This is a genomic window from Streptomyces sp. NPDC004752 (assembly GCF_053601275.1).
This window is the reverse complement of the sequence record NZ_JBSGBN010000014.1, coordinates 17,789-40,179: the sequence shown is the minus strand read 5'-3', so window position 1 is coordinate 40,179 and position 22,391 is coordinate 17,789. Positions and strand designations below refer to the sequence as shown.

The 22,391-nt window shown below is 72.4% G+C and carries 19 protein-coding genes and 3 pseudogenes; 1 reads left to right on the top strand and 21 read right to left on the bottom strand.

The window, feature by feature from the left end; translation table 11 throughout:
- Nucleotides 1-26: 26 nt before the first annotated feature.
- Nucleotides 27-848: a cyclase family protein gene (locus tag ACWEKM_RS08455; protein ID WP_451620394.1), complete on the bottom strand. Its 822-nt coding sequence runs from the start codon at nt 846-848 to the stop codon at nt 27-29.
- A gap of 14 nt (nt 849-862) precedes the next feature.
- On the bottom strand, nt 863-2,098 hold the full coding sequence (locus ACWEKM_RS08450; protein WP_451620393.1) for a serine hydrolase domain-containing protein: 1,236 nt from the start codon (nt 2,096-2,098) through the stop codon (nt 863-865).
- Between the two features lie 167 nt (nt 2,099-2,265).
- On the opposite strand from ACWEKM_RS08450, the gene ACWEKM_RS08445 reads away from it, so the two are divergent.
- Complete coding sequence (locus ACWEKM_RS08445) at nt 2,266-2,574, top strand: ArsR/SmtB family transcription factor (protein WP_451620392.1); 309 nt, start codon at nt 2,266-2,268, stop codon at nt 2,572-2,574.
- On the opposite strand, the gene ACWEKM_RS08440 is transcribed toward ACWEKM_RS08445, so the two are convergent.
- The 19 genes and pseudogenes from ACWEKM_RS08440 to ACWEKM_RS08350 form a co-directional block, all read right to left on the bottom strand.
- The gene (locus ACWEKM_RS08440; protein ID WP_451620391.1) at nt 2,567-3,394 is read right to left on the bottom strand and encodes a class I SAM-dependent methyltransferase; all 828 of its coding nucleotides are present in this window, start codon (nt 3,392-3,394) and stop codon (nt 2,567-2,569) included. The two genes, ACWEKM_RS08445 and ACWEKM_RS08440, sit on opposite strands and share 8 nt — an antisense overlap.
- Nucleotides 3,391-4,143, bottom strand: a complete 753-nt coding sequence (locus tag ACWEKM_RS08435; RefSeq protein WP_451620390.1) for an alpha/beta fold hydrolase — start codon at nt 4,141-4,143, stop codon at nt 3,391-3,393. The genes ACWEKM_RS08440 and ACWEKM_RS08435 overlap by 4 nt, the downstream gene beginning before the upstream one ends.
- Nucleotides 4,140-4,763, bottom strand: coding sequence for a LysR substrate-binding domain-containing protein (locus ACWEKM_RS08430; RefSeq protein WP_451620389.1), 624 nt, complete (start codon nt 4,761-4,763; stop codon nt 4,140-4,142). Before ACWEKM_RS08430 ends, ACWEKM_RS08435 begins: the two co-directional genes overlap by 4 nt.
- Complete coding sequence (locus tag ACWEKM_RS08425; RefSeq protein ID WP_451620388.1) at nt 4,763-5,488, bottom strand: DUF6182 family protein; 726 nt, start codon at nt 5,486-5,488, stop codon at nt 4,763-4,765. The genes ACWEKM_RS08430 and ACWEKM_RS08425 overlap by 1 nt, the downstream gene beginning before the upstream one ends.
- Nucleotides 5,485-6,591, bottom strand: coding sequence for a hypothetical protein (locus ACWEKM_RS08420; RefSeq protein ID WP_451620387.1), 1,107 nt, complete (start codon nt 6,589-6,591; stop codon nt 5,485-5,487). Before ACWEKM_RS08420 ends, ACWEKM_RS08425 begins: the two co-directional genes overlap by 4 nt.
- Nucleotides 6,588-7,955: an NAD(P)/FAD-dependent oxidoreductase gene (locus ACWEKM_RS08415; protein WP_451620386.1), complete on the bottom strand. Its 1,368-nt coding sequence runs from the start codon at nt 7,953-7,955 to the stop codon at nt 6,588-6,590. Before ACWEKM_RS08415 ends, ACWEKM_RS08420 begins: the two co-directional genes overlap by 4 nt.
- On the bottom strand, nt 7,952-8,809 hold the full coding sequence (locus ACWEKM_RS08410) for a class I SAM-dependent methyltransferase (RefSeq protein WP_451620454.1): 858 nt from the start codon (nt 8,807-8,809) through the stop codon (nt 7,952-7,954). Before ACWEKM_RS08410 ends, ACWEKM_RS08415 begins: the two co-directional genes overlap by 4 nt.
- A 5-nt stretch (nt 8,810-8,814) precedes the next feature.
- On the bottom strand, nt 8,815-10,569 hold the full coding sequence (locus ACWEKM_RS08405) for a GH3 family domain-containing protein (protein ID WP_451620385.1): 1,755 nt from the start codon (nt 10,567-10,569) through the stop codon (nt 8,815-8,817).
- Nucleotides 10,566-11,195, bottom strand: coding sequence for a hypothetical protein (locus tag ACWEKM_RS08400; RefSeq protein ID WP_451620384.1), 630 nt, complete (start codon nt 11,193-11,195; stop codon nt 10,566-10,568). The genes ACWEKM_RS08405 and ACWEKM_RS08400 overlap by 4 nt, the downstream gene beginning before the upstream one ends.
- 95 nt (nt 11,196-11,290) lie before the next feature.
- Nucleotides 11,291-11,572 (bottom strand): annotated as a pseudogene (locus ACWEKM_RS08395) (chorismate synthase); the annotation flags it as partial.
- A complete protein-coding gene (locus ACWEKM_RS08390; protein WP_451620453.1) occupies nt 11,569-12,936 on the bottom strand; it encodes a class II 3-deoxy-7-phosphoheptulonate synthase in 1,368 nt (455 codons plus the stop codon). The gene ACWEKM_RS08390 and the pseudogene ACWEKM_RS08395, both read right to left, overlap by 4 nt.
- A gap of 29 nt (nt 12,937-12,965) precedes the next feature.
- Nucleotides 12,966-13,400: pseudogene (locus ACWEKM_RS08385) on the bottom strand (carbohydrate kinase family protein); the annotation flags it as partial.
- A 178-nt stretch (nt 13,401-13,578) separates the two neighbouring features.
- Nucleotides 13,579-14,196: pseudogene (locus tag ACWEKM_RS08380) on the bottom strand (carbohydrate kinase family protein); the annotation flags it as partial.
- On the bottom strand, nt 14,183-15,115 hold the full coding sequence (metF, locus tag ACWEKM_RS08375; protein ID WP_451620383.1) for a methylenetetrahydrofolate reductase [NAD(P)H]: 933 nt from the start codon (nt 15,113-15,115) through the stop codon (nt 14,183-14,185). The pseudogene ACWEKM_RS08380 and the gene metF, both read right to left, overlap by 14 nt.
- Nucleotides 15,112-16,095 carry a carbohydrate kinase family protein gene (locus tag ACWEKM_RS08370; RefSeq protein WP_451620382.1) on the bottom strand — a complete coding sequence of 328 codons (984 nt, stop codon included), beginning with the start codon at nt 16,093-16,095 and terminating at the stop codon, nt 15,112-15,114. The genes metF and ACWEKM_RS08370 overlap by 4 nt, the downstream gene beginning before the upstream one ends.
- Before the next feature lies 1 nt (nt 16,096).
- Nucleotides 16,097-17,284 carry a methionine adenosyltransferase gene (gene metK / locus ACWEKM_RS08365; RefSeq protein ID WP_451620381.1) on the bottom strand — a complete coding sequence of 396 codons (1,188 nt, stop codon included), beginning with the start codon at nt 17,282-17,284 and terminating at the stop codon, nt 16,097-16,099.
- A 26-nt stretch (nt 17,285-17,310) separates the two neighbouring features.
- The gene (asnB, locus tag ACWEKM_RS08360; protein WP_451620380.1) at nt 17,311-19,143 is read right to left on the bottom strand and encodes an asparagine synthase (glutamine-hydrolyzing); all 1,833 of its coding nucleotides are present in this window, start codon (nt 19,141-19,143) and stop codon (nt 17,311-17,313) included.
- Nucleotides 19,144-19,156: 13 nt separating this feature from the next.
- The gene (locus ACWEKM_RS08355) at nt 19,157-20,590 is read right to left on the bottom strand and encodes a phenylacetate--CoA ligase family protein (protein WP_451620379.1); all 1,434 of its coding nucleotides are present in this window, start codon (nt 20,588-20,590) and stop codon (nt 19,157-19,159) included.
- Entirely contained in the window at nt 20,574-22,229 is a 1,656-nt protein-coding gene (locus ACWEKM_RS08350) for an HAL/PAL/TAL family ammonia-lyase (RefSeq protein ID WP_451620378.1), read from the bottom strand. The genes ACWEKM_RS08355 and ACWEKM_RS08350 overlap by 17 nt, the downstream gene beginning before the upstream one ends.
- Between the last annotated feature and the right edge of the window lie 162 nt (nt 22,230-22,391).

The window sequence follows — 22,391 nt, the reverse complement described above, 5'->3', positions numbered from 1 at the left end:
GTGCGTTCTCCTCAAGGTCGCAGAGTTCAGACGAAGGCCAGCACCCGGGCCGGGCCGCCCGTGCCGCCGGAGTGCTTGGGGGCGCCCACGACGACCGTGGCGCCGAGGTCGGGGACGGTGTCCAGGTGGGCGAGGTTCTCGATGCCGTAGACCCCGGCGGGCAGCAGGACTCGGTGGGTGAAGGGGTCGGCGGGGCGGGTACCGGGCTCCAGGCTGGGTGTGTCGATGCCGGCGCCGGCCACGGACCGCTCCTCGACGAGGAAGTGCGCGGCCTCCACGGAGATGCCCGGGTAGCGGTAGTGGCCGTCCTTCTCGTCGTAGTTGAGGAAGGCACCGGGGGTGTCGATGCGCTCGGACCAGCCGTTGTCGACGGCGAGCACCGCACCGTCCGGGATCCGGCCGTGCCGGCTCTCCCAGCGCAGCAGGTCGTCGACGCTCAGCTCGGTGACGTTGTCCCGGGCGGCCCGCTCGCGGATCCGGACGACCGCGAGCGGGGCGACGAGCGCCTGCGCCGGGATCTGCTCGACGGTCAGCCCGCTGTCGTCGAAGTGGGCGGGGGCGTCGATATGGGTGCCGATGTGTTCGTTGTAGGTGAGTTCGAAGGCGTTGTACTCATGCTCGGCGAGGTTGGCGAGGCGCTTGATGCGCATGGGCTCCACGTAGAGGGAGAAGACCGGCCAGTCGGTGCCGAGGACGTGTGTGAGGTCGCGGACGACACCCTTGGGGATGTACGACGTGGGTGCTTGGGCGGGTTGTTCGGTGGAGGCATGCTCTTCGGTGAAGGTCCGGGGCACCCGCTCGGGTGGTTCGCCGGACGCTGCGCCGAGGATGGTTTCGGGGCCACACATGACGGTTCGCTCCCTCAGTCGGTCAGGGCCTGGTTGACCAGTTGGCGCAGGCGGCTGTGCAGGGGGTGGGCGCTGGACGGCATCAGCTGGGTGAGGAAGACGGCGGTCAGCTCCGCCTCGGGGTCGATCCAGAAGATGGTCCCGGCCGCGCTGTGCCAGGCGTACTCGCCGGGGTTGGCGGGGACTCCCGCGGCGGCCGGGTCCTCGATCACGGCGAAGCCGAGGCCGAAGCCGACACCCGCGGTCGGCATCTCGGAGAAGACGGGACGGCCCACGGTGTGCAGGTCCTTGCCTCCGGGCAGGTGGTTGCGGCGCATGTGGCGCACGGTGCGCGGGCCGAGGATGCGCTGACCGTCGAGGACGCCCTCGCCGAGCAGCATCTGGGTGAAGCGGTGGTAGTCGGCGAGCGTGGTGACCAGTCCCGCGCTGCCGGAGAGGCAGGCGGGCGGGTGCAGCGCGCCCGCGCCGAAGTGGTCGGCGCGCACGGCCCGGCCGGTGGCGGGGTCGGCGGTGTAGAAGGCGGCCAGCCGGTCGGCCTTCTCCGGCGGGACGTGGAAGGCGGTGTCGGTCATGCCCAGGGGGTCGAGGATGCGCTCGGTGAAGAACGCGTCGAGGCGCTGGCCGGAGGCGACCTCGACGACCCGGCCCAGGACGTCGCTGGAGACGCCGTAGTTCCAGGCCGTGCCGGGTTCGAAGAGCAGCGGGAAGGACGCCCACTGCTCGCAGCACGCGGCGAGGTCGAGGCCGGGCGGGGTGGCCCACTCGAAGCCGTTCGCGGTGTAGATCTCGTCGACCGGGTGGGCCCGGTGGAAGCCGTAGGTCAGGCCCGAGGTGTGGGTGAGCAGGTGCTGGACGCGGATGGGGTTCGCGGCGGCTGTGGTGACCGGGCGGGCGGCGGGCCCGCGCTGGTAGACGCGGACATCCTCGAAGGCGGGTATGTACTTGGCGACCGGGTCCTGGAGGCCGATCGTGCCGTCCTCGACCAGGGTCAGCGCGGCGACGGAGGTGACGGGCTTGGTCATGGACCAGGCGCGGTAGAGGGTGTCGCCCGCGCTGGGCAGGTCGTTCTCGATGTCGCGGCGGCCGTACTCCGCGAGGTGGGCCACCTTGCCGCGGCGGGTCACCGCGAGTTGCCAGCCGGGCAGCCGGCCGTCGTCGACGTAGGCGGCCAGGTAGCGGTCGAGCCGCCGTAACCGGTCGGCGTCGAGACCCACGTCCGCCGGGTCGACCTCGATCTTCAGCTCGGACACCGTGCCTCCTGTGTGAGCGGTTGACGTCGCAGGGCTTATTTCTATTGTTCGCTTCTCATGGAACTACGGAACCTATGGAACTATAGAAAGCGCTCGGGCGTGGCAGCAAGGGCTTCCCCGGGCCAAGTTCCCAGAACAGGCCGCTTGTCGCCCGAGGAGTCCGAGACGTGCGCACGCTGAAGCACCCCGACCGCGCGGAGATCCAGCTCACGGACGTGTTCCACGCGCTGAGCGACCCGACGCGCCTGGCGATCGTGCGCGGGCTCGGCGATGACCACGAGCAGTCGTGCAGCGGGCTGAACGTCCCCATGGCCAAGTCGACGCTCTCCCACCACCTGAAGGTGCTGCGGGACGCGGGCGTGACCCGCACCCGGGTGGAGGGCACCCACCGCCTGATGTCGCTGCGCCGCCAGGACCTGGACGCCCGCTTCCCGGGCCTCCTGGAGGTCGTCCTGCGCCCGGAGTCGCTCACCTGACCACACCCACCGCCACCGTGTTCCCCTCACGGATATATCCGTGAGGGTCGCGCAGAGGGTGACCGGACCCTTCGGGGTCGAGGAACACCTCCCACCCCTCGCCCTCGGCCATCCGGGCGATCCGCTCGCAGGCCCGGGTGTAGAAGTCCAGAACGGCCGGCGGCATGGGCGCGGAGTGCTCGATGAGCAAAGTCTGCCGCCGCACATCGGTGAGTCCGGCCCGCTCCAGCCATCGGTCCAGCTCGGCGGTCCGCAGCAACTGGCGTGCGTAGCCTGGCTGTTGGCCCGCACTCCGGAAGAAGTCCGGGAACTGATAAGGATCTCCGGGCCGTACGACGACCAGCGCGGCATCGAGGTCTTTGACCGCGACGACCCCGCCGGACCGTACGACGCGGCGAAACTCGGCGAGAGCGCAAAGGAGTTGGTCGTCGTCGAGGTACTGCGTGGTGTTGGCGCACCAGACGGCGTCGAAGCTGTCGTCGGGGTGGTCGAGGCGCAGGATGTCTCCCTGCCGCACTTCCACCCTGCCGCCCGTCCGCGCGGCGGCCCGCTCGGCGTTCTCCGCCGCGAGGTCGACGCCGTGCACCCGGCCCTGCGGCCCGACCGCCTCGACGAGCCACGGCAGAAAGGCGCCGCTGCCGCAGCCCGCGTCGAGCACCCGCCATCCCGGCCGGATTCCGACCAGGTCCAGCGCGGCCCGGTAGGGTCCCGCGCACGCCTCGAAGTGGGCCTCGACGATGTCCTCACGGGTGAAGGCGAGTCCGGTGGAGGCGGTGTAGCCCCAGGATCGGTGGTCCTCGGTCGCGTTCTCGACGGTCATGGTCGTGCCCCTTCCTCCGCCAGTCCCGCCAGCAGGCGTGTCACCGTGTCGGGGTCCTCCAGCGGCGGCAGATGACCGACTTCCGGCAGGACGACCAGCCGTCCGTGGGGCAGTGCGTCCGCCGCCGCTTGCGACTCCGCGAGGGACACCAACTCGTCCTCCTCCCCCGCGACGACGAGTGCCGGGACGTCGGTCGTGCGCAGGACGTCGAGGCTGTCCCGGCGGTCGGCGATGGCCTCCTGCGCCCAGGCGACCGCCTCCGGGTCGGCGGACTTGGCGGTCAGCAGCAACTCGCCCGGCAGGGACGGGTTCCGGCTGCTGCTCGTCGCGCCGAGGAGGACCGGTGTCGTCGTCTCGACCAGTCGGTTGCGGGCGGCGGGGTCGCGCATGGCGACGGCGAAGGCCCGGCGGCGGGCGGCTGACTGGGCGGTGTCGGCCTCGGCGCGGGTGGAGAGCAGCGCGAGGGCGCGGACCCGGCCGGGGTGGCGGCGCAGGAAGGCGAGCACCGCGTATCCGCCCATCGAGCAGCCGGCGAGGACCACTTGGTCCAGGTTCTCCCGGTCCAGGGTCTTGGCGAGGTCGTCCGCGACGGCGTCCAGGGAAGGCGCCGCATCCCCCAACGGCCGTCCACCGAAACCGCGTTGGTCGACGGCCAGCACCCGGTGGCCGAGCGCTCCGAGGTCCTGGACCTGAGCCCGCCACATCGAGGAGTCCAGCGGCAGCGCGTGCAGCAGCACCAGCGCGGTCACCGTGCGGCCCTCCGCTCGGCGGCGGCTACGAACTCGGCGAGTCCCGCGACCGGCGGCCCCTCGCGCAGCCAGGCCAGCGACACGGGCGCGGGCGGCAGGTCGGCCACCGGTACGACCCGCACCTGCGGCGGCACGATCCCCCTCAGCGACAGGAACGACAGGTGCACGGCGTCCGACCCGGTCAGCGTCTCGGCGAGCGCGGCCATGGTGGTCATCTCCCGCACCCGCCGCAGCACGGTCCCCCGGGGGGTGCGGGGCGGCACGACCTGGTCCCAGACGTAGGCCGGGAAGTCACCGGGGCGACGGAAGAGGTCGTACGGCACGAGGTCCTCGACGGAGAGTGCGTCCCGCCCGGCGAGGGGGTGTCCGGCCCGCAGCAGCGCGGCCCGCGCGTCGAAGGCGACCGGCTCCCCCGCGACCACGTCCGGCTCCCGGAGCGGGAACTTGACCAGCATGACGTCGAGTTCACCGGCCCGCAGCGGCCGGAAGGGTTCCCGGACGTCGTACGGCACGTAGGTCACGCGTGCCGGGTCGAACCCGGAGGCGGCGACGATCCGTTCGGCCTGCGCCGCGGAACCGTGGACTCCGATGCGCAGCGGAGTCACCAGGGTTGAGGACATCAGATCTCCTGGGTCATTGCGGCGTAGGCCCGCAGGCGGTCCGGCCGGAGCCGGTCGGTGTCGACGCGCAGTGCGGCGTACGGCGTGGGGAGGGCCGTGAGGCGCGGTACGGAGCGCAGGGTGAGCCGGTCGCCGGGGCCGAGGGTGCCGTCGATGACGGACTCGGCGAGGAGGTGGCCGAGGTGGACCAGCGCGTCGGCGAGGGTGAGGTGGGCGGTGGCCAGGTAGAGGTCGCGGTGGGCGGGTGCACGCTCCACGTCGCTTTGCATGAAAGGGAGTTCGACGGTCACCGGGTGCCAGGCCGTCAGCAGCCGGTGTCCGCTGAACGTCCTCAGCAGCCGTCGTAGCCCGGTGGTGGCTTCGTCCGGGTCGGGGCCCGCCCACGCGGCGGTGCCGTCGGCGGCGACGTGGGTGAAGGCGAAGCGTTCGTGCAGGTTGTCGGGGCGCCCCGCCAGATAGAGGGTCCGGGTGAGGGAGCGGCGCCAGGCGTCGGCCCGCTCGGGCGGGAGGGAGAGCGCGAACGTGCAGGTCTCGCGCACCCAGGAGGGGAGCCGGACGTCCCGGACGACGACGACGGCCGCAACCCCCTCGGCGCGGACCCCCTCCTTCACCGAGCCCTTCACCGAGTCCTTCGCCGAGCGGGTGGAGCGGTCCGCGAGGTCGGGGCGGGCGGCTCTGAGCCGTTCGGTGGCGACGGTCAGCAGCAGTTCCGGGGAGAGGGTCATAGGTACACCGTGGTGAGCAGGTCGTGGTCGAGGGTGCGGCGGGCGCGGGCGAGGAGGGAGGAGGTGAGCCGGTAGGGGTCGACATGGATGTGGTCGCGTCGATGCCGGCGCAGCTCCTCGCGGACCGCCTCGGCGCCGAGCCGGACGCCGTCCGCCCGGCGCAGCAGCCGTGCGGCACGTTCCAGGCTCTTGTGGAGGAGGTCGGCGCGGAACGACTGGGCCTGTCCGGGGCCGAGGGCGGCGACGAAGTACAGCCGCACGCCCAGTCTCCGCACGTCGGGGTCGGCTCCCAGGGTCCGCAGGAGGGCGCCCGCCGTGTGGTCGTGCCAGCCGCCGTGCCGGGCGGAGCGGATCTCGCCGTCGATGGGGACGCGTCCTACGGGCACGCGGTGCACCACCGGCCCGAGTTCGGCCAGCACCCGCTGCAACAGGGTGTAGTCGGCGGCGAGTTCGGTGTCGTACAGCAGGACGACCTCGTCGTGCTCGGCCGCCAGCGGCAGCAGCTCCCGCAGCGCGCAGGCGAGGTAGTTGGGGTGCCCGTCCTGGGTGGTGATCTGCCGCAGGGGCAGCCCGTACCGGGTGGCGTCGATGTAGACGGGACCACCGCCGGACCGCTGGTCGAGCCCCATGCCGAGGCCGACGAGCCGTTCGGCCATCTCCTCGAACCCGAGCCGCGGAGGCTGATGATTCGTCAGTCCTGGATCACACAGGCCGAGTTTGGTGTAGTGGCCGGTCCACAGCTCCAGCACTCGCGCGCTCGCCGGATGCACCCACCCGTTGCGCTCGACCTCCAGGGCGTACGGCCGCAGCGCACCGGCGGGCGCGGGCGCGTCCTTGCGGAACAGGACGTACAGGTCGCCGATCTCCTCCTCGGAGAGCCTGCCGTACGGCAGGTCGCCCTGGGTGCGGTCGAGGAACTCCCAGAAGCCGAGGGTCTGTTCGGTGAGGTGGTAGGTGGTGGGGCTGTAGCGGTAGGTGACGTCGGCGAGCGCGGCAGTGGCTCGGTACATGACGTCGGTCCACAGCAGCCCCTTGAGGTGGCTGGGGGTCAGGGGTTTGGCGGGGGTGACGGTGACCGGCGCGAGCAGCACCCGGCGGGTCACGGCGCGTTCTCCGCCGCGACGGCCCGGACCAGTTCGTCCCGGGTGGGGGGCCGGGGTCCGCCGCGCGGGGCGGGGGCGGCGCGGACGCGTGTGCGGAACACCGCGTCGTCGAAGACCTCGTGGGCGCCGTCCAGACCCATGAGGACCCGGGTGAGGCCACGCCACACGACCGGGTCGGCGCGGGCCGCCGTCCCGATCTCGGCCAGGGCCGGGCGGCCGTCCGGGGCCGCCCACGCGGGTGGCGGGCCGCCGGTGACGCGGGCCCGCCACAGGGCGGTGCGGTGGGTGTCCTCGCGGACGGAGTGCTCGTACCAGGGCCGGTGGAGCCGGTCGGCGGCCCGCGCGTCGCCTTCCCTGGTCTCGGCGAGGTGTCCGGCGAGCGCGAACGCGTGGCGCAGGGCCAGCGACATGCCGCGCCCGTAGAGGGGATTGGTGACGCAGGCGGCGTCGCCCACGGCGTACAGGCCCCCGACGGCGGCGGCCGGGCGCAGGCTGTTGGGCGGGAGAGTGATCGGGCGGACGGGGCTGATGGGACGTCCGGCGTCGGGGTCGGCCCAGGCGGCGAGGTGGGGGGAGAGCCGGGCGGCGGCGGTGAAGGCGGCGGGGTGGCGCAGTCCGGCCGTGGCGCGGTCGCGGGCGGGGGCACCGAGGGTGAGGGCGTAGGTGTCGTTGTCGGCGGGGTGGGCGACGGCCGCGTAGTGGTCCCAGATACCGCCGGCCGCGTTGCCCCGGTTCAGCGGGCCGGGCAGGCTGCCCGGGGAGGTCAGCCGGTAGAAGCGGGTGAAGGCGCGGATCGCGGTGGGCGCGGTCAGCTCGGCGGGCGGGATCGTCCCGGCGGCTGCCAGCCACTCGCGCGAGGCGGCCCGGCGGCCGGTGGCGTCGACGACGGCGTGCGCGGGGAGGTGCTCGCCGGTGCCGGTGACGACCCCGGTCACCCGGCGGGCCGTGGTCAGCGCGCGCACGGTCACGCGGTGGCGGATCTCCACGCCGGGCAGTGCGCGGACCACGCCGTGCAGGGCGAGTTCGAACACCGGGCGGCGCACGGCGAGCGCCGTCAACTCGGCGTCCTCCGGGAGCCGTTCGCCGCCGGGGAGCGTGTCGGCGAGGTCGAGGAGGCCCGCGCCCGCGTCGAGCGCGGCGGCCAGCACCTCGGGCGCGTGCTCGCGCAGGACCCGTACGCCGAGCGAGGCCAGGAGGTGGGAGTGGCCGTGCTGCGCGACGGCGGGCCTGCGCCACTCCAGCGCGTCCTTCGGCGGCTCGGGCGTCCGCTCCAGCACCGTCACCCGGAAGCCGCGCCGGGCCAGGGCGAGCGCGCAGGCGAGCCCCGCGACGCTGCCGCCGGCCACCACCACGGGCCGGGTCACCGGTGCCTGCCGTGTACGAAGAACACCCGCCGCACGTCCTTCACCGACCGCTCCGGCACCGGGTCGGGCCAGCGCCCGAAGTCGGCGCCGTCCTCGCCGGGCTGGACCGCGCGCACGTCGAAGCCGTAGCGCGCGAACAGTTCCTCGGGCTCGTCGCTGCCGAACAGCCAGGGGCAGCCCCAGCCCGCGAACACGTCGAGCAGCGGCCGCATGTGCGGGAGCGTCAGGGCGGCGGTGTTGACCAGGTCGGCGGCGATCCGGCTGCCGGGCGCGCAGCAGGCGGCAACCCGCTGGAGCATGCGCCGGGCGTCCGGCTCGGGGATGTAGTAGAGCAGCCCCTCCAGCAACCACACGGACGGCGCCTTCGGGTCGTAACCGCTGTCGATCAGCCGGTCCTCCCAGTCGGGGGCGGTGAGGTCGACGGCGACGGTGACGTGGTCGACGGTGGGGACGGCACCGGCGAGGCGCTGCTCCTTGAACGCGAGGACGGCGGGCCGGTCGACCTCGAAGTACCGTAGCCCTTCAGGCCAGTTGAGCCGGTAGGCGCGGGAGTCCAGGCCGGCGGGCGCGACGACCAGCTGGGTCGCGCCGTCCTTGTGGACGGCCCGCTGGAGGAGGTCGTCGAAGAACCGGGTGCGGATCGCGTTGTAGTCGGGCGTGCTGGGTATCGAGCGCGGCCGGTCCGCCGGGAAGGTCGCGGCGCGGATCTCGGCGAGCAGCCGGGGCCCGGCGTCGCCGACCAGGGCCGCCGCGTAGGGGTCGGCGTAGAGCCGGTCCTCGCGGCGGGTCTCGGCGGCGCGCAGGGCCGCGGTGAGCAGGGCGGTCCTCTCCACGGGGTCGGCGGGTTCCAGGATGTGCGTCACGTGCCTTCTCCTCGCAGTGCGTCGGACGCGGCGGTCAGTCGCCGCCACTGGCTCTCGTCCGGCCGGAACAGCCGGTCCTTCACCTGGGTGGGCCGCACCCCGTCGGCCACCCGCTCCTGCCACTCGCGCTGGAAGCTGTCCGGATGCAGCAGCCGTACGCCGGGTACGCCGAGCCGCGCCTGACTCCGGGCCTTCGCGTAGCCGGGGGACTCCCGGCCCAGCCCGGCGTCGAGCAGCGCGGCGAAGCGGGCGGGGGCCTCGGGGGGCCAAGGGGTTTCGGGGGCGACGGCGAAGACGTAGCGGGAAGACCCCCCGTGGGCAGGCCCATCATGGGTGGACTCGTACCGAGAAAGCCCGCCGCCGTGGCGAGGAGTCGTCTCCGCCGCCCCGCCCCCCGCCTCCTCCACCCTGCACGACACGTTCCGTAGCTCCACCCCCGCCCCCGTCAGCGCCTCCCGCACCGCCCGGACGACCTGTGCCTCCCGCAGCCGCTCCCCTGCCGCGTCCGAGCGTCCGGCCCGGCCCGCGTACATCAGCCGGGGCGCACCCCCGACTCGGTCCACGACCCGGACGACGTCGCCCACCGCGTACCGGTACAACCCGCCTACGTGGCTGAACACGACGTGGTAGTCACGTCCCTCTTCGAGATCCTGCGGCAGCAGCGTCTCCGTCCCGGACTTGAGGTCCTCGTCCGCGTCGGCGAACTCGTACACGCAGGCCGAGGGGACGATGCTCCCGGCCGTGGGATGCCGGTCGAGGGGCACCGCGACGGGTCCCTCCGACGCGGCGACGGGCGCGGGCAGCGCGACCACGTCCGTCCCGAACGTCCGCCGCAGCGCGGGCAGGTAGAGCGAGGCCACCCCGGTCGTCCACCCGAACAGCGCGCGCACCCGGGGCCAGACCCGGGCAGGGCTCACCTCGTCCAGCGACTCCAGCCGGGCGGCGAGCACGGTGTCGGGGGTGCCGTACGGGACCCCGCCCAGGGTGCCGTCGCGGATCTCCTTGACGATGCGCGGCCACCACAGCCGCAGCTGGTACGGCAGGGCTGCGAACATCGCCGGGTTGATGCCGATCAGCCCGCGCACATCGCTCTGCACGGCCAGCCGCAGCCGCAGGTACGTCTTCTCCAGGTGGTCGTCGGGCGCCACGTCCACCGGCAGGGCCGCCCAGGGCGCGGCCGTGCCCAGCTCGGCGGCGAGCGGTTCGCCGAATGCCGCGCCGAAGTCGACCTGGCTGGCGCCGACATGGGGACGACCGCCGGCGGTGGTCGGCGGAGCGGACAGGGGGTCGTGCTTGAGGTTCAGCACGGCGTCCGCCCGCCCGGTCAGCTCCGGGAACGCGCCGATCAGGGGTGCCCAGGCCGCGTAGTAGAAGGGGAAGAACACCGTCTTCATGAACCGCCGGGTGACCGGGATCTTCTTGTGCGCGCCGGTGCTCCCGCTGCTGGTGAAGTAGACGACCGGCGCGTCGGCGGTGAGCACGCCCTTCTCCCCGGCCGCCATCCGCTCGATGTACGGCGCGTGCGCCGCGTAGTCCTGGACGGGCACGGCGGACTGGAGGTCCTTGAGGGTGCGGATCGAGCCGAATCCGTGCAGCCGCCCGAACTCGGTGTCCCGGTTGAACTCCACCAGATCGGACAGCACAGCGGCCTGACGGTACGTCAAGTCGATGAGCTCGCTGCTCAGTCGCGCCCGTTCGGCAAAGACCCGGCTGCGGTAGCGCTCGGCGTGTCGCTCCTCGCCCCAGCTCATGTGGCGAGCACCTTCCGTACGGCCGCAGCCGTCGCGGCGGCCCCCGGATGCTCCTCGACCACCGTGACCGGCAGCCCTCCGACCTCCTCCAGCATCAGCTTGCGCAGGTTCTTCTGGTAGCCCTCGAAGCCGAACCATTCGGGCCTCGGCCCGAAGTACTCCAGCGGGTTGAGCCGCGCCCCCTCCCCCGACCGCCGCCAGGCCGTCTCCGGCGACACTTCCAGATAGATCACGCCGCGTGGCTGCGGGAAGGACCGCCACCATGCGTACAGCGGGTGCGCGGCGAGTCCGGCGAGCCGGCACTTCGCGAGGATCTTGTAGTAGTACGAGTCCATCAGCACCGGCGTCCCCGGCTCCTGCCGCTCCAGCTGGTCCCGCAGGTGCACGACCGCCGCCCCCAGCAGCTGCGCGAGGAAGTCGGCGGAGTACACCCGCCCCAGCTCCGGCAGCACCTCCCCGACGACGTCCCGGCGCAGCCGGGTGATCAGTCCGTGGTCCCCGGCCAGCAGGTCGTCGTCCGTCGACAGCGTCCGCCAGCCGGGCAGCGTCCGCGCCAGCTCCGCCATCACGGAGGACTTCCCGGCACCGTCCGGCCCGAGCAGGACATAGAAGTGACGGTCTCTCATATCCTCGACTCCAATGCGTAGGACACCTCTTGGGCGATCTCTTCGGGGGTGCGGCCATCGGTGCGGACGGCGGCCGAGGCGACCTCCTCATACAGATCGGCCGACATCACCTGCTCCCACTTCGGCCACTCGGTGTTGGCCACCAGCACCGCGACCGGGGAGCCGAGGGTGAGTCCATGCCGGACCCCGCCCAGGAACGTGACCTCGTCCCGCTCGAACCTCATCCGCGCGCCCCGGCCGTACCCCAGCCGCCGCCGCGCCAGATGGTCGGCGACCGCCCGCGTAGTGATCGGCACCCCGGCGGGCAGTCCCTCCAGGGTCGCGACAAGGGCCGGACCGTGCGACTCCCCCGCCGTCAGCCGGCGCAGCCTGCTCATCGGATGCCTCCTTCCTGAGTGCGGTACAACTCGGCGACCAGGAAGGCGAGATCGAGGGACTGGCTGTGGTTGAGGCGGGGATCGCATGCCGTCTCGTAGCGCTGGTGGAGGTCGTCGACAAAGATCTCGTCGCCGCCGCCCAGGCACTCCGTCACGTCATCACCTGTCAGCTCGACATGGATGCCGCCCGGGTGCGTGCCCAGCCCCCTGTGGACCTCGAAGAAGCCCTTCACCTCGTCCAGCACGTCATCGAAGCGACGCGTTTTGTGCCCGGACGCGGCCTCGAAGGTGTTGCCGTGCATCGGGTCCGTCACCCACGCCACCACCGCATCCGACGCGGTCACCTTCTCCACCAGCTCCGGCAGCTCGTCGCGCACCTTGTCCGCGCCCATCCGGACGATGAACGTCAGCCGGCCCGGCTCCCGGTCGGGGTCGAGGCGCTCGATGTACTGGAGCGCCTCTTCGGCCGTGGTCGTGGGGCCGAGCTTGATGCCGATCGGGTTGCGGATCTTGGAGGCGAACTCGATGTGCGCATGGTCCAGCTGGCGGGTGCGCTCACCGATCCACACCATGTGCCCCGACACGTCGTACAGACTCCCCGTACGGGAGTCGATGCGGGTCAGCGCGGACTCGTAGTCCAACAGCAGCGCCTCGTGCGAGGCATAGAGCTCGACCGTCCTGAACTCCTCCGGGTCCGCCCCGCAGGCCCGCATGAAGTTCAGCGCGCTGTCGATCTCCCGTGCCAGCTGCTCGTACCGCTGCCCCGATGGAGACGACTTCACGAAATCGTGGTTCCAGGCGTGCACCTGCCGCAGGTCCGCGTACCCGCCCATGGTGAACGCCCGTATCAGGTTCAGCGTCGACGCCGAGGCGTGGTACATGCGCTTCAGACGCTCCGGGTCCGGCACCCGTGCCGCCTCGGTGAAGTCGAAGCCGTTGACCGAGTCCCCCCGATACGTCGGGAGCGTCACCCCGTCCCGGGTCTCGGTCGGCTTCGACCGCGGCTTGGCATACTGCCCCGCGATCCGCCCCACCTTCACCACCGGCACCGACGCCGCATACGTCAGCACCGCACCCATCTGCAGCAGCGTCTTCAGCTTCGCCCGGATCTGCTCCGCGCCCACGGCGTCGAACGCCTCCGCGCAGTCACCGCCTTGAAGGAGAAACGCCTCCCCCTTCGCCACGGCGGCCAGACGGGCACGCAGCTGATCACACTCGCCGGCGAACACCAGCGGCGGATACGACTCCAACTCCTCGACGACCTTGCGCACAGCCTCGGTGTCGGGGTAGTCCGGCTGCTGCGCCGCGGGCAGATCACGCCAGGTCGGTCGGTCGAGCGCCTGGTCCGGTGGGAAGGCAAACATGACGGGGTCTCCTGGGACGCGAGTCAGGGTCAGCGTCGGCCGACGGGTGTGGGCGCGGCTCCCCGGAATCCGATGGTGGGGACCGCGCGGCGCGGCGAGGCCGAGGGGGCGCTCGTGGCCGGGGCGGTCAGGAAGGCGTAGCGGCGCAGCAGTTCGGGGTCGTCGAGCGCGCCGTGCCAGCGGGTGAGGTCGTGCCAGCCGGGCGCCGAGTGGGCGCCGCCGAAGCCGGCGACGGAGAGCGCGGCGCAGAGGTTGGCGAAGGCGAGCCGGTCGCCGAGCGGCCAGTCGGCAAGTGTCGCGAAGACGAATCCGGAGAGGAAGACGTCTCCTGCGCCGGTGGGGTCGAGGACGTCGACGGGTACGGCGGGTGCGGTGGCCTCGGTGCCGGTGCGGGCGTCGCAGGCGACGGCGCCGTGTGCGCCCGTGGTGACGACGGCGACCGGGACGACCTCGGCGAGGGGGTGTCGTTTGGATCAGGTCGGCTGTGACGAACAGTGCGGACTGACCGACCGCGAGCGGGGTCTGGTGCGTGCAGCTGCAAGGCGGAGGAGGGAGTCGACGCGGAGCGTCGGCGAGTGACGACAACGCCGCAGATGTGCGTGCCAGACCCCGCGACGCCGGCATGATCCAAACGACACCCCCTAGGGCGCGGGCCGCGGAGCGGGGGCTGTCGGTGCGGGTCCAGCGGAGGGCTTCGGCGGCGTTGGGCACAAAGGCATGGCAGTGGTCGAGTCCGTCGAGGTCGGCGAGGGTCCAGCGGCCGGTGGGGTCCCAGCCGACGTCGGCGAAGACGAGGCTGCCGTGGCCGGCGGCGGAGCGGATCCAGGGGCTGTCCCGGCCCGGGGAGAGTCCGGTGACGCAGGCGCGGCTGCGGGGCGGTGCGGGCTGCTGGTCCTCCGCGGGGGCGTCGTGGCTGTGGGTGACAAGGGTGCGTTCGCCCTCGTAGGCGAGGGAGACAGTGACCGGGGAGTGCCAGCCGGGGGGCCTGCGGGAGCGGGAGAGGTCGACTCCTTCGCCCGCGAGGTCGGCCCAGCAGCGGTCGCCGTAGGCGTCGTCGCCGAAAGCGGCGCGCAGGCAGGTGCGCAGGCCGAGGCGGGCGAGCGCGGTCGCGGTGCTGGCGACGCCGCCGGGGCTGCACCCCATGCCCCGGGCCCAGGACTCGGCGCCTGTGACGGGGGCGCCGTCGAGGCCGGTGAAGACGATGTCCTGGAAGACCGTGCCGACGACATAGACGTCGCAGTCGGGTTCAGGCGGCGCCACGGCGGGCTCCTTCGCCGGCGGCCGCGGGGGCGCGGCGGGGTTCGGGCAGGCCGAGGGCGCGGTAGATGTCGAGGGCGGCGGTCGCGTGGTTGAGGGTGATGAAGTGCAGGCCTGGTGCGCCTTGGTCGAGGAGGCGGCGGGCCAGGTCGGTGGCGTGGTCGACGCCGATGCGGTGGCCCTCGGCGTCGTCGCGGGCGTGTTCGAGGCGGTGGGTGAGGTCGGCGGGGACGGTGGCGCCGCTGAGTTCGGCGAACCGGGCGATCTGCCGGAACCGGGTGGCGGGCATGATCTCGGGGATGACCGGGACGGTACAGCCGGCGGCGTCGAGGCGGTCGCGCAGGCGGAAGTAGTCGTCGGCGCGGAAGAACATCTGGGTGATGGCGAAGTCGGCGCCTGCCCGGGTCTTGGCGACGAAGTGCGCGATGTCCTCGGGCCAGTTGCGGGAGCGGGGGTGGAGTTCGGGGAAGGCGGCCACACCGATCCCGAAGTCACCCGCACGGCGCACGAGTTGGACGAGTTCGGCGGCGTGGCGAAGGCCCTGGGGGTGGGGTGTCCAGGGGCCTTGGGGGTCGTCGGGCGGGTCGCCGCGCAGGACGAGGAGGTCGCGGACGCCCGCCGCGGCGTACCGTCCGACGATGCGGCGCAGTTCGGTGACGGAGTGTCCGACCGCGGTGAGGTGGGCGACGACGGGGAGGGTGGTGTCCTGAGCGATGCGTTCGGCGAGGTCGGTCGTGCGGTCGCGGGCGGAGCCGCCGGCGCCGTAGGTGACGGAGACGAACGCGGGCCGCAGGGTCTCGATGTCGCGCAGGGTGCGCCACAGGGTGCGTTCGCCCTGGGGGGTCTTGGGCGGGAACACCTCGAACGAGTACAGGGGCCGACCCTCGGCGAGCAGGCGCCGTACCCCGTCCGGTGCGGTCACGGTGTCCCTCCAAGGCACCCGGCGAGGTCTTCGCGCGCTTCGGGTCCGTAGGCGGCGGTGCAGCGGGCGAGCAGGTCGGGCAGGTCGAGCCGGTACTCCTGGGCGCCGACCGCTTCGAGGACGTATGCGGCGACCACGCAGCCGAGCTGGGCGGCGCGGGCCGGGGGCAGTCCGTGGCCGAGGGCGGCGAGGAACCCGACTCGGAAGCCGTCGCCGACGCCGGTGGGGTCGCGTGGGTCCTCGACGGTGAGGGCGGCGATCTCGGTGTCGGGTTCGCCGCGCCGCCGGATGAGGACGCCCTTCTCGCCGAGGGTGGTGATCCAGGTGCGGGTGCGGGCGAGGACATCGGCGGCGCTCCAGCCGGTCTTGTGCAGGAGCAGTCCGCTCTCGTACTCGTTGGTGAAGAGGTACGAGGCGCCGGTCACCAGGGTGCGGATGGCGTCGCCGGTGAGGCGGGCGAGCTGCTGGGAGGGGTCGGCGGCGAAGGTGAGTCCGGCGCTCCGGCACCCCTCGGTGTGCCGCAGCATGGCGTCGGGGTCGTCGGCGCCGATGAGGACGAGGCCGAGGCCGCCGGCGCGGCGGGCGACGTCGGCGATGTCGATCGTGGCGGCCTCGCTCATGGCACCCGCGTAGAAGGAGGCGATCTGGTTGCCCGCGTCGTCGGTGGTGCACTGGAAGCGTGCGGTGTGCCGGGTGCGGGAGCGGTGGACGGCACTGGTGTCGACGCCGTGCCGGGTGAGCAGCGCGTCGTACGCGTCGAAGTCCTGGCCGACCGCGCCGACGAGGAGCGGTCGCAGGCCCAGCTGCCCGAGGCCGAAGGCGATGTTGGCGGCGACGCCGCCGCGCCGGATGTGGAGTTCGTCGACGAGGAAGGAGAGGGAGACGTGGTCCAGCTGGTCTGGGACGAGCTGGTCGGTGAAGCGGCCGGGGAAGTGGGTGAGGTGGTCGGTGGCGATCGAGCCGGTGACCGCGATGCGCACCTCACACCCCCGCTGCGGTCCGCAGGGCAGCGACCCGGTCGGTGCGCTCCCAGGTGAAGTCGGGGTGGGTGCGCCCGAAGTGGCCGTAGGCGGCGGTGCGGGCGTAGATGGGGCGTAGCAGGCCGAGGTCGCGGATGATGGCGGCGGGGCGGAGGTCGAAGACGTCGTCGACGGCCTTCTCGATGCGGTCGGGGGCGACGGTGTGGGTGCCGAACGTCTCGATGAAGAGGCCGACGGGGTCGGCCTTGCCGATCGCGTACGCGACCTGGACCTCGCAGCGGGCGGCGAGTCCCGCGGCGACGACGTTCTTGGCGACCCAGCGCATGGCGTAGGCGGCGGAGCGGTCGACCTTGGAGGGGTCCTTGCCGGAGAAGGCGCCTCCCCCATGGCGGGCCATGCCCCCGTACGTGTCGATGATGATCTTGCGGCCGGTCAGGCCCGCGTCACCCATCGGGCCGCCGATCTCGAAGCGGCCGGTCGGGTTGACCAGGAGGCGGTGGCCCTCGGTGTCGAGTTTGATGCCGTCGTCGAGGAGCGCCTTCAGTTCGGGTTCGACGACCAGCTCCCGTATGTCGGCGGCGAGTCGGGTGTCGAGGTCGATGTCGGGGGCGTGCTGGGAGGAGACGACGACCGTGTCGAGCCGTACGGCCTTGTCGCCGTCGTACTCGATGGTGACCTGGGTCTTGCCGTCCGGGCGGAGGTAGGCGGCGGTGCCGTTCTTGCGGACGTCGGTGAGGCGTCTCGCGAGGCGGTGGGCGAGGAAGCCCGGCAGCGGCATCAGCGTGGGCGTCTCGTCGGTGGCGTAGCCGAACATGAGGCCCTGGTCGCCGGCGCCCTGGGTGGCGAGGACGTCGCCGGTGTCGGCGTCGACGCCCTGGGCGATGTCCGGGGACTGGGCGCCGATGGAGACGGAGACGCCGCAGGAGGCGCCGTCGAAGCCCTTGGCCGAGGAGTCGTAGCCGATGTCGAGGATCTTCGTGCGGACCAGGGCCGGAATGTCGGCGTACGCCTGGGTGGTGACCTCGCCGGCGATGTGGACCTGGCCGGTGGTGATGAGGGTCTCGACGGCGACCCGGGAGGCGGGGTCCTGGCGCAGGAAGGCGTCGAGGACGGTGTCGCTGATCTGGTCGGCGATCTTGTCGGGGTGGCCCTCGGTGACGGACTCCGAGGTGAACAGGCGGCGTTTCACGGGGCGTTCGGCTCCTTGCGGTCGGTTCACAGGACCACACGCACTCGGTAGTCGCGCAGCCATGCGTCGAGCTGGAGGGCGCGGGGCAGGACGGGCGGCGGGGTGAAGGCGCCGTTGAACCAGTCCCTGTTGTCGACCATGGCGCGCAGGGTGTCCGCGTCGAGGAGTTCCATGGCGGGCGAGGCGGGGTCGGCGACCATCGCGGAGACGGCGTCGCGCACGGACTGGAGATAGGCGTCGCCCTTGCCGACCGGGAAGCCGCTCTTGGGCCGGTGGACGACCTCGTGGGGCAGCAGGTCCTCGACGGCGGCGCGCAGCAGGCCCTTCTCCTGGTCGCCGAGGCGTTTGACCTGCCAGGGCACGTTCCACACGTACTCGACCAGGCGGTGGTCGCAGAACGGGACGCGCACTTCGAGGCCGTTGGCCATGCTCATGCGGTCCTTGCGGTCGAGGAGGAACGGCAGGAACCGGGTGAGCTGGAGGTAGTAGACCTCGCGCATCCGCCGGTCGGTGCCCCTCTCGCCGTCGAGGCGGGGGACTTCGGCGAGGGCTTCGCGGTAGCGGTCGTCGAGGCGCGCGTGCAGATCGAGGTGGGGTTTGAGCTGCGCGGAGAGTACGGCATTGCGGTTCTGGACGCCGGCCGACCAGGGAAAGGCGTCGGTGGGCTGCCGGGTCTCGGAGACGAACCAGGGGTAGCCGCCGAAGGCGTCGTCGGCGCCCTCGCCGGACAGGGCGACGGTGAGGTGCCGGCGGACCTCGCGGAAGAGGAGGTACAAGGAGACGTCGAGGTCGCCGACGCCGGGGATGTCGCGGGCGCGCAGGGTGGTCCGGGATTCCTCCAGGAGCGCGGCGGGCTCGACGAGGACCTCGGTGTGGGCGGTGCCGAGGTGTCCGACGACGGCTTTGACGAAGGGGGCGTCGCGGGAGTCGTGCAGGGCATCGGCGGTGAACTCCTCCTCGCTGCCTGCGAAGTCGACGGAGTAGGTGGCGAGCGGGCCCAGTCCGGCGTCGGCGAGGGCGCCTGCGCCGAGGGCGGTGATGGCGCTGGAGTCGATGCCGCCGGAGAGCAGGGAGCCGAGCGGCACGTCGGCGAGGATCTGTTCGGTGACGGCGCGGCCGAGCAGTTCACGGACCCGGGCGACGGTGGTGGGGACATCGTCCTCGTGGGGGGCGCTGCGCATCTGCCAGTAGCGGTGGTCGTGGCGTCCGGCGCGGTCGAAGCGGATCACGTGGCCGGGCTCGACCTCGCGCATGGTTCGGAACACGGCGTCGCCGGGGCGCTTGGCGGCGACGGTGAAGACGTCGACGAGCCCTTCGGCGTCGACCTCGGCGGCGACCTGTCCGCTGGCGAACAGGGCCTTGGGCTCGGAGCCGAAGATGACTCCGGTCGTGTGCTCGGAGTAGTAGAGCGGTTTCACGCCGAGCGGGTCGCGCACCAGCCACAACGTCTGTCGTACGACGTCCCAGAAGGCGTAGGAGAACATGCCGGCGAAACGGGTGACGGCGTCCGCGCCCCACTGGCGGTGGGCGGCGAGCAGCACCTCGGTGTCGGTGTTCGTGCGGAAGCGGTGGCCCCTGGCAGCGAGGTCGGCGCGCAGTTCGCGGAAGTTGTGGATCTCGCCGCTGAAGGAGACCACGGCAAGCTCGCGGTCGTCGTCGCCGCACAGGCCCATGGGCTGCCGGCCGTGGTCGACGTCGATGACGGCGAGTCTGCGGTGGCCGAGGCCGATGCGGGGCGCGGTCCACACACCGGCGTCGTCGGGGCCGCGCGGCGTGAGGGTCTGCGTCATCCGGGAGAGGACGGCGACCTCGGCGGTCAGGTCGCGTTCCCAGTCCAGCCAGCCGGTGATCCCGCACATGATCGTGGACTCCTCACTGCCCGGGGGCGGCGTCGATGTCGGCGAGGGTGGTCTCGACCACGCCCCGGATGGGATCGGGGAGGCGGTCCCAGTTGCGGGCGTCGTTGAGGTCGAGGACGCGGGAGAGCTTCCAGCCGAGGTACTGGCCGAGGGAGGCGAGCGGGGGCAACTTCTCCACGGGCCGCAGGGCGAGTTCGTAGCCGCCGAAGAGCGGGGCGACGCGGTCGGCGGTGGCCCGGGTCCAGAGGTCGTCGACGGTGACGTCGGTGGTGGCGAGGCAGACGACGGCCCGGCCGCGGATGACGAGCATGTAGTTGAGGACGGTCGGCCCTGTGTGCTCCTCGGGCCACAGGGCGGCCTCGAAGTCGTTCTGCCTGATGCCGTTGCCCTCCAGGACGATGAGGTCCTGGGAGCGGCCGAGGGTGCGCAGCAGCGGGGTGGCGACGCCGCACGGGCAGGGGGTGCCGGGGAGCTCGACGAGGTCGCCGGTGCGGTAACGCAGCAGGGGTCGGGAGCCCATGTCGAGGGTGGTGACGACGAGTTCGCCGCGGTCGGGGCTGCCGTCGACGAAACGGGTGCCGGTGTCGTCGGTGAGTTCCAGGACGTAGCTCTGCGTCTGGAGGTGGAGGTTGCCCTCCTCGCAGGTGACGGCGGTGGTGCCGGTCTCGGAGGAGCCGTAGGCGGCGACGTAGGCGGTGGCGCCGGTGAGGCGTTCGAGGTGGCGGACGAAGCCGGGCCCTGTCTGTTCGGCCATCAGCAGGAGCTTGTCGAAGGCGGGGACGGGTTCGTCGTTGCGGTAGGCGAACTGGACCATCTCCAGGAGACGGGAGGGCGGTCCGACGAAGACGTTGACGCCGAGTTCGCGGGTCAGGCGCAGGACGCGGGTGTAGTCGCCGGTGATGTTGTCGACCCAGGGCCGCAGGGAGAGGACCTGGAGGTATTCGAGTACCTTCTCGAACTGGTAGGCGGCCGGGGCGAAGGGTGCGTTGATGAGGATGAGGGCGCGGTCGGCGCGGGCGAGGACGCGGGCCCACTGCTCGCCGATGTTGATGGTGTTGACGACGAGGTCGTCGAGCGCCTTGGGCGCGGCGACGGGGTTACCGGTGGTACCGGAGGACTCGTAGTAGTGCAGGAACTCCGACAGGCCACGGGTGAACGCCTTGTGGCCGCCGGTGCTGAGGTTCTGCTTGGGCAGGAAAGGCAGTTGGGGCAGCAGGTCGGCGACGACGGTCTCGGGGGCGGTCTGCCGCGCCTTCTCGGCAACCGCGGTGAGGGCGTCGCGGCCGTAGAGTCCCGAGCCGAGAGCCGCCTCGACGGTGGCGGTGAACTTCCGGCCGAGTGCGGCGGGTTCTACGACGCCGGTGTGGCTGTCGCGGACGAGTCCGGCGTGGTCGCGGGCGGCGGCGCGCAGCGCTTCTTCGGCGGTGGTCTCACGTAGCAGCAGCATAGGTGTCCTTGTCGGTGGAGTGGCCGGCCGCGCGGGCCAGGCTGCCGTCGAGGATGAGGTCGTGGACGGCCGCGATGTCGCCGTCCATGCGCCGGTCGCCGTCGGTGAAGGGGACGTGGGCGCGCAACAGGCGGTGGACGCGGCGGACGGCGGGGGCGGCGTGCTCGGCGCCGCGCAGGTCGAGGGCCTGGGCGCCGGCAAGGAGGGCGATCGCGGCGACCTGGCCGGTGAGTTCGTTGATGGTGCGCGCGTCCCGGGCGGCGATGGTGCCCATGCTCACCTTGTCCTGGTTGTGGGCCTCGGTGGAGCGGGAGAACACGCTCGCCGGGCCGGCGGTCTTCAGGGCTTCGGCGGTGATCGCGGACGCGGCGATCTGCATGCCCTTGAAGCCGTGATGGAGTCCGGCCTCGCCGCTGAGGGAGGGCGGCACGAGGTTGGCGGGCAGGCCGGCGCTGAACTTGGGGTCGACGAGGAGCGCGAGCTGCCGGTCGAGGAGGTCGGCGACGCTGGCGGTGGCGACCTTGACGCTGTCCATGGCCTGGGCGACGTGTCCGGCGTAGAAGTTGCCGCCGTGGTGGACCTGTTCGTCGTCGACGGAGAAGAGGGGGTTGTCGGTGGAGGCGTTGATCTCGGTGGTGAGCCAGCGTCCGGCCCAGTCGAGGGTGTCGTGCAGGACGCCGATGACGTGCGGGGCGCAACGCACCGAGTAGTGGTCCTGGATACGGCGTTCGAGGTGGCGGTGGTCGCCGGTGAGGGGGGCGGTGGCGGCGAGGATCTCCTCGTACGTCGTGGAGAGGTGGGAGCCCTCGGTGAGCCGGCGCAGGCGCTCGGCGACGCCGAGCTGGCCGGGGTGCGGCTTGGCCTCGTGGAGGAACGCGGCGAAGTGGGAGGCGTTGCCGAGCAGGGCCTCGCTGACGAACGCGGTGACGATCTCGGCGGCGCCGGCGAGGGTGGACGCGTCGTGCGCGGCAAGGACTGCGAACGCCGAGGTGAAGGAGGTGCCGTTGATGAGGGCGAGGCCCTCCTTGGCCTGGAGGGTGAGAGGGGTGAGCCCGGCCTCGGCCTGTGCCTCGGCGGCGGGCAGGGTCCGCTTGCCCCAGTGGACGTCGCCGTCGCCGAGGAGCACGGAGGCGACGTAGCACAGCGGGACGAGGTCGCCGCTCGCGCCGAGCGAGCCGCGTTCGGGGACGCGGGGCAGGATGTCGGCGGCGAGGTGGGTCAGCAGGCGGTCGATGACCTCGGAGCGAATCCCGGAATTGCCGCGGGCGAGGGCGTTGGCGCGGATCAGCAGGGTGGCGCGGACGACGTCCGGCGGGGCGTCGGGTCCGGTGCCGTTGAGGTGGTAGCGGATGAGGTTGCGTTGCAGGTGGGCGGCGCGCTCGGGGCTGATCTGGCTGGTGACGCTGTCCCCGAAGCCGGTGGTGACGCCGTAGACGGGTTTGCGGTCGGCGATGAGCCGGTCCCGCAGCGCCACGCTGGCCTCGGCCGCGGCGCGAGCCTCGGGACCGAGGACGGCGGCGGTGGGGGCGCCGCCCTGCGGCGGGCGGGCGAGGCGCACGACGTCGGCGAGGGTGAGGGAGCGGCCGTCGAGCGAGACTCCTGCGCCGTGGGCCGGGGCGGTCACGGTCGGGGCAGTCACGGGAGAATCTCCGGCGTGATTCGATTCGGCATACGCTCAGCCTCCGTGATCGGCCGCGCCCCCGGCTTCCGCCGCCCGACCAGTTCTCCACCTCGACCAAAGTCCAGGAAGTACGGGACTGTGGATGCATTCGTTACAGACATATGTCTGACTGAAAATCAT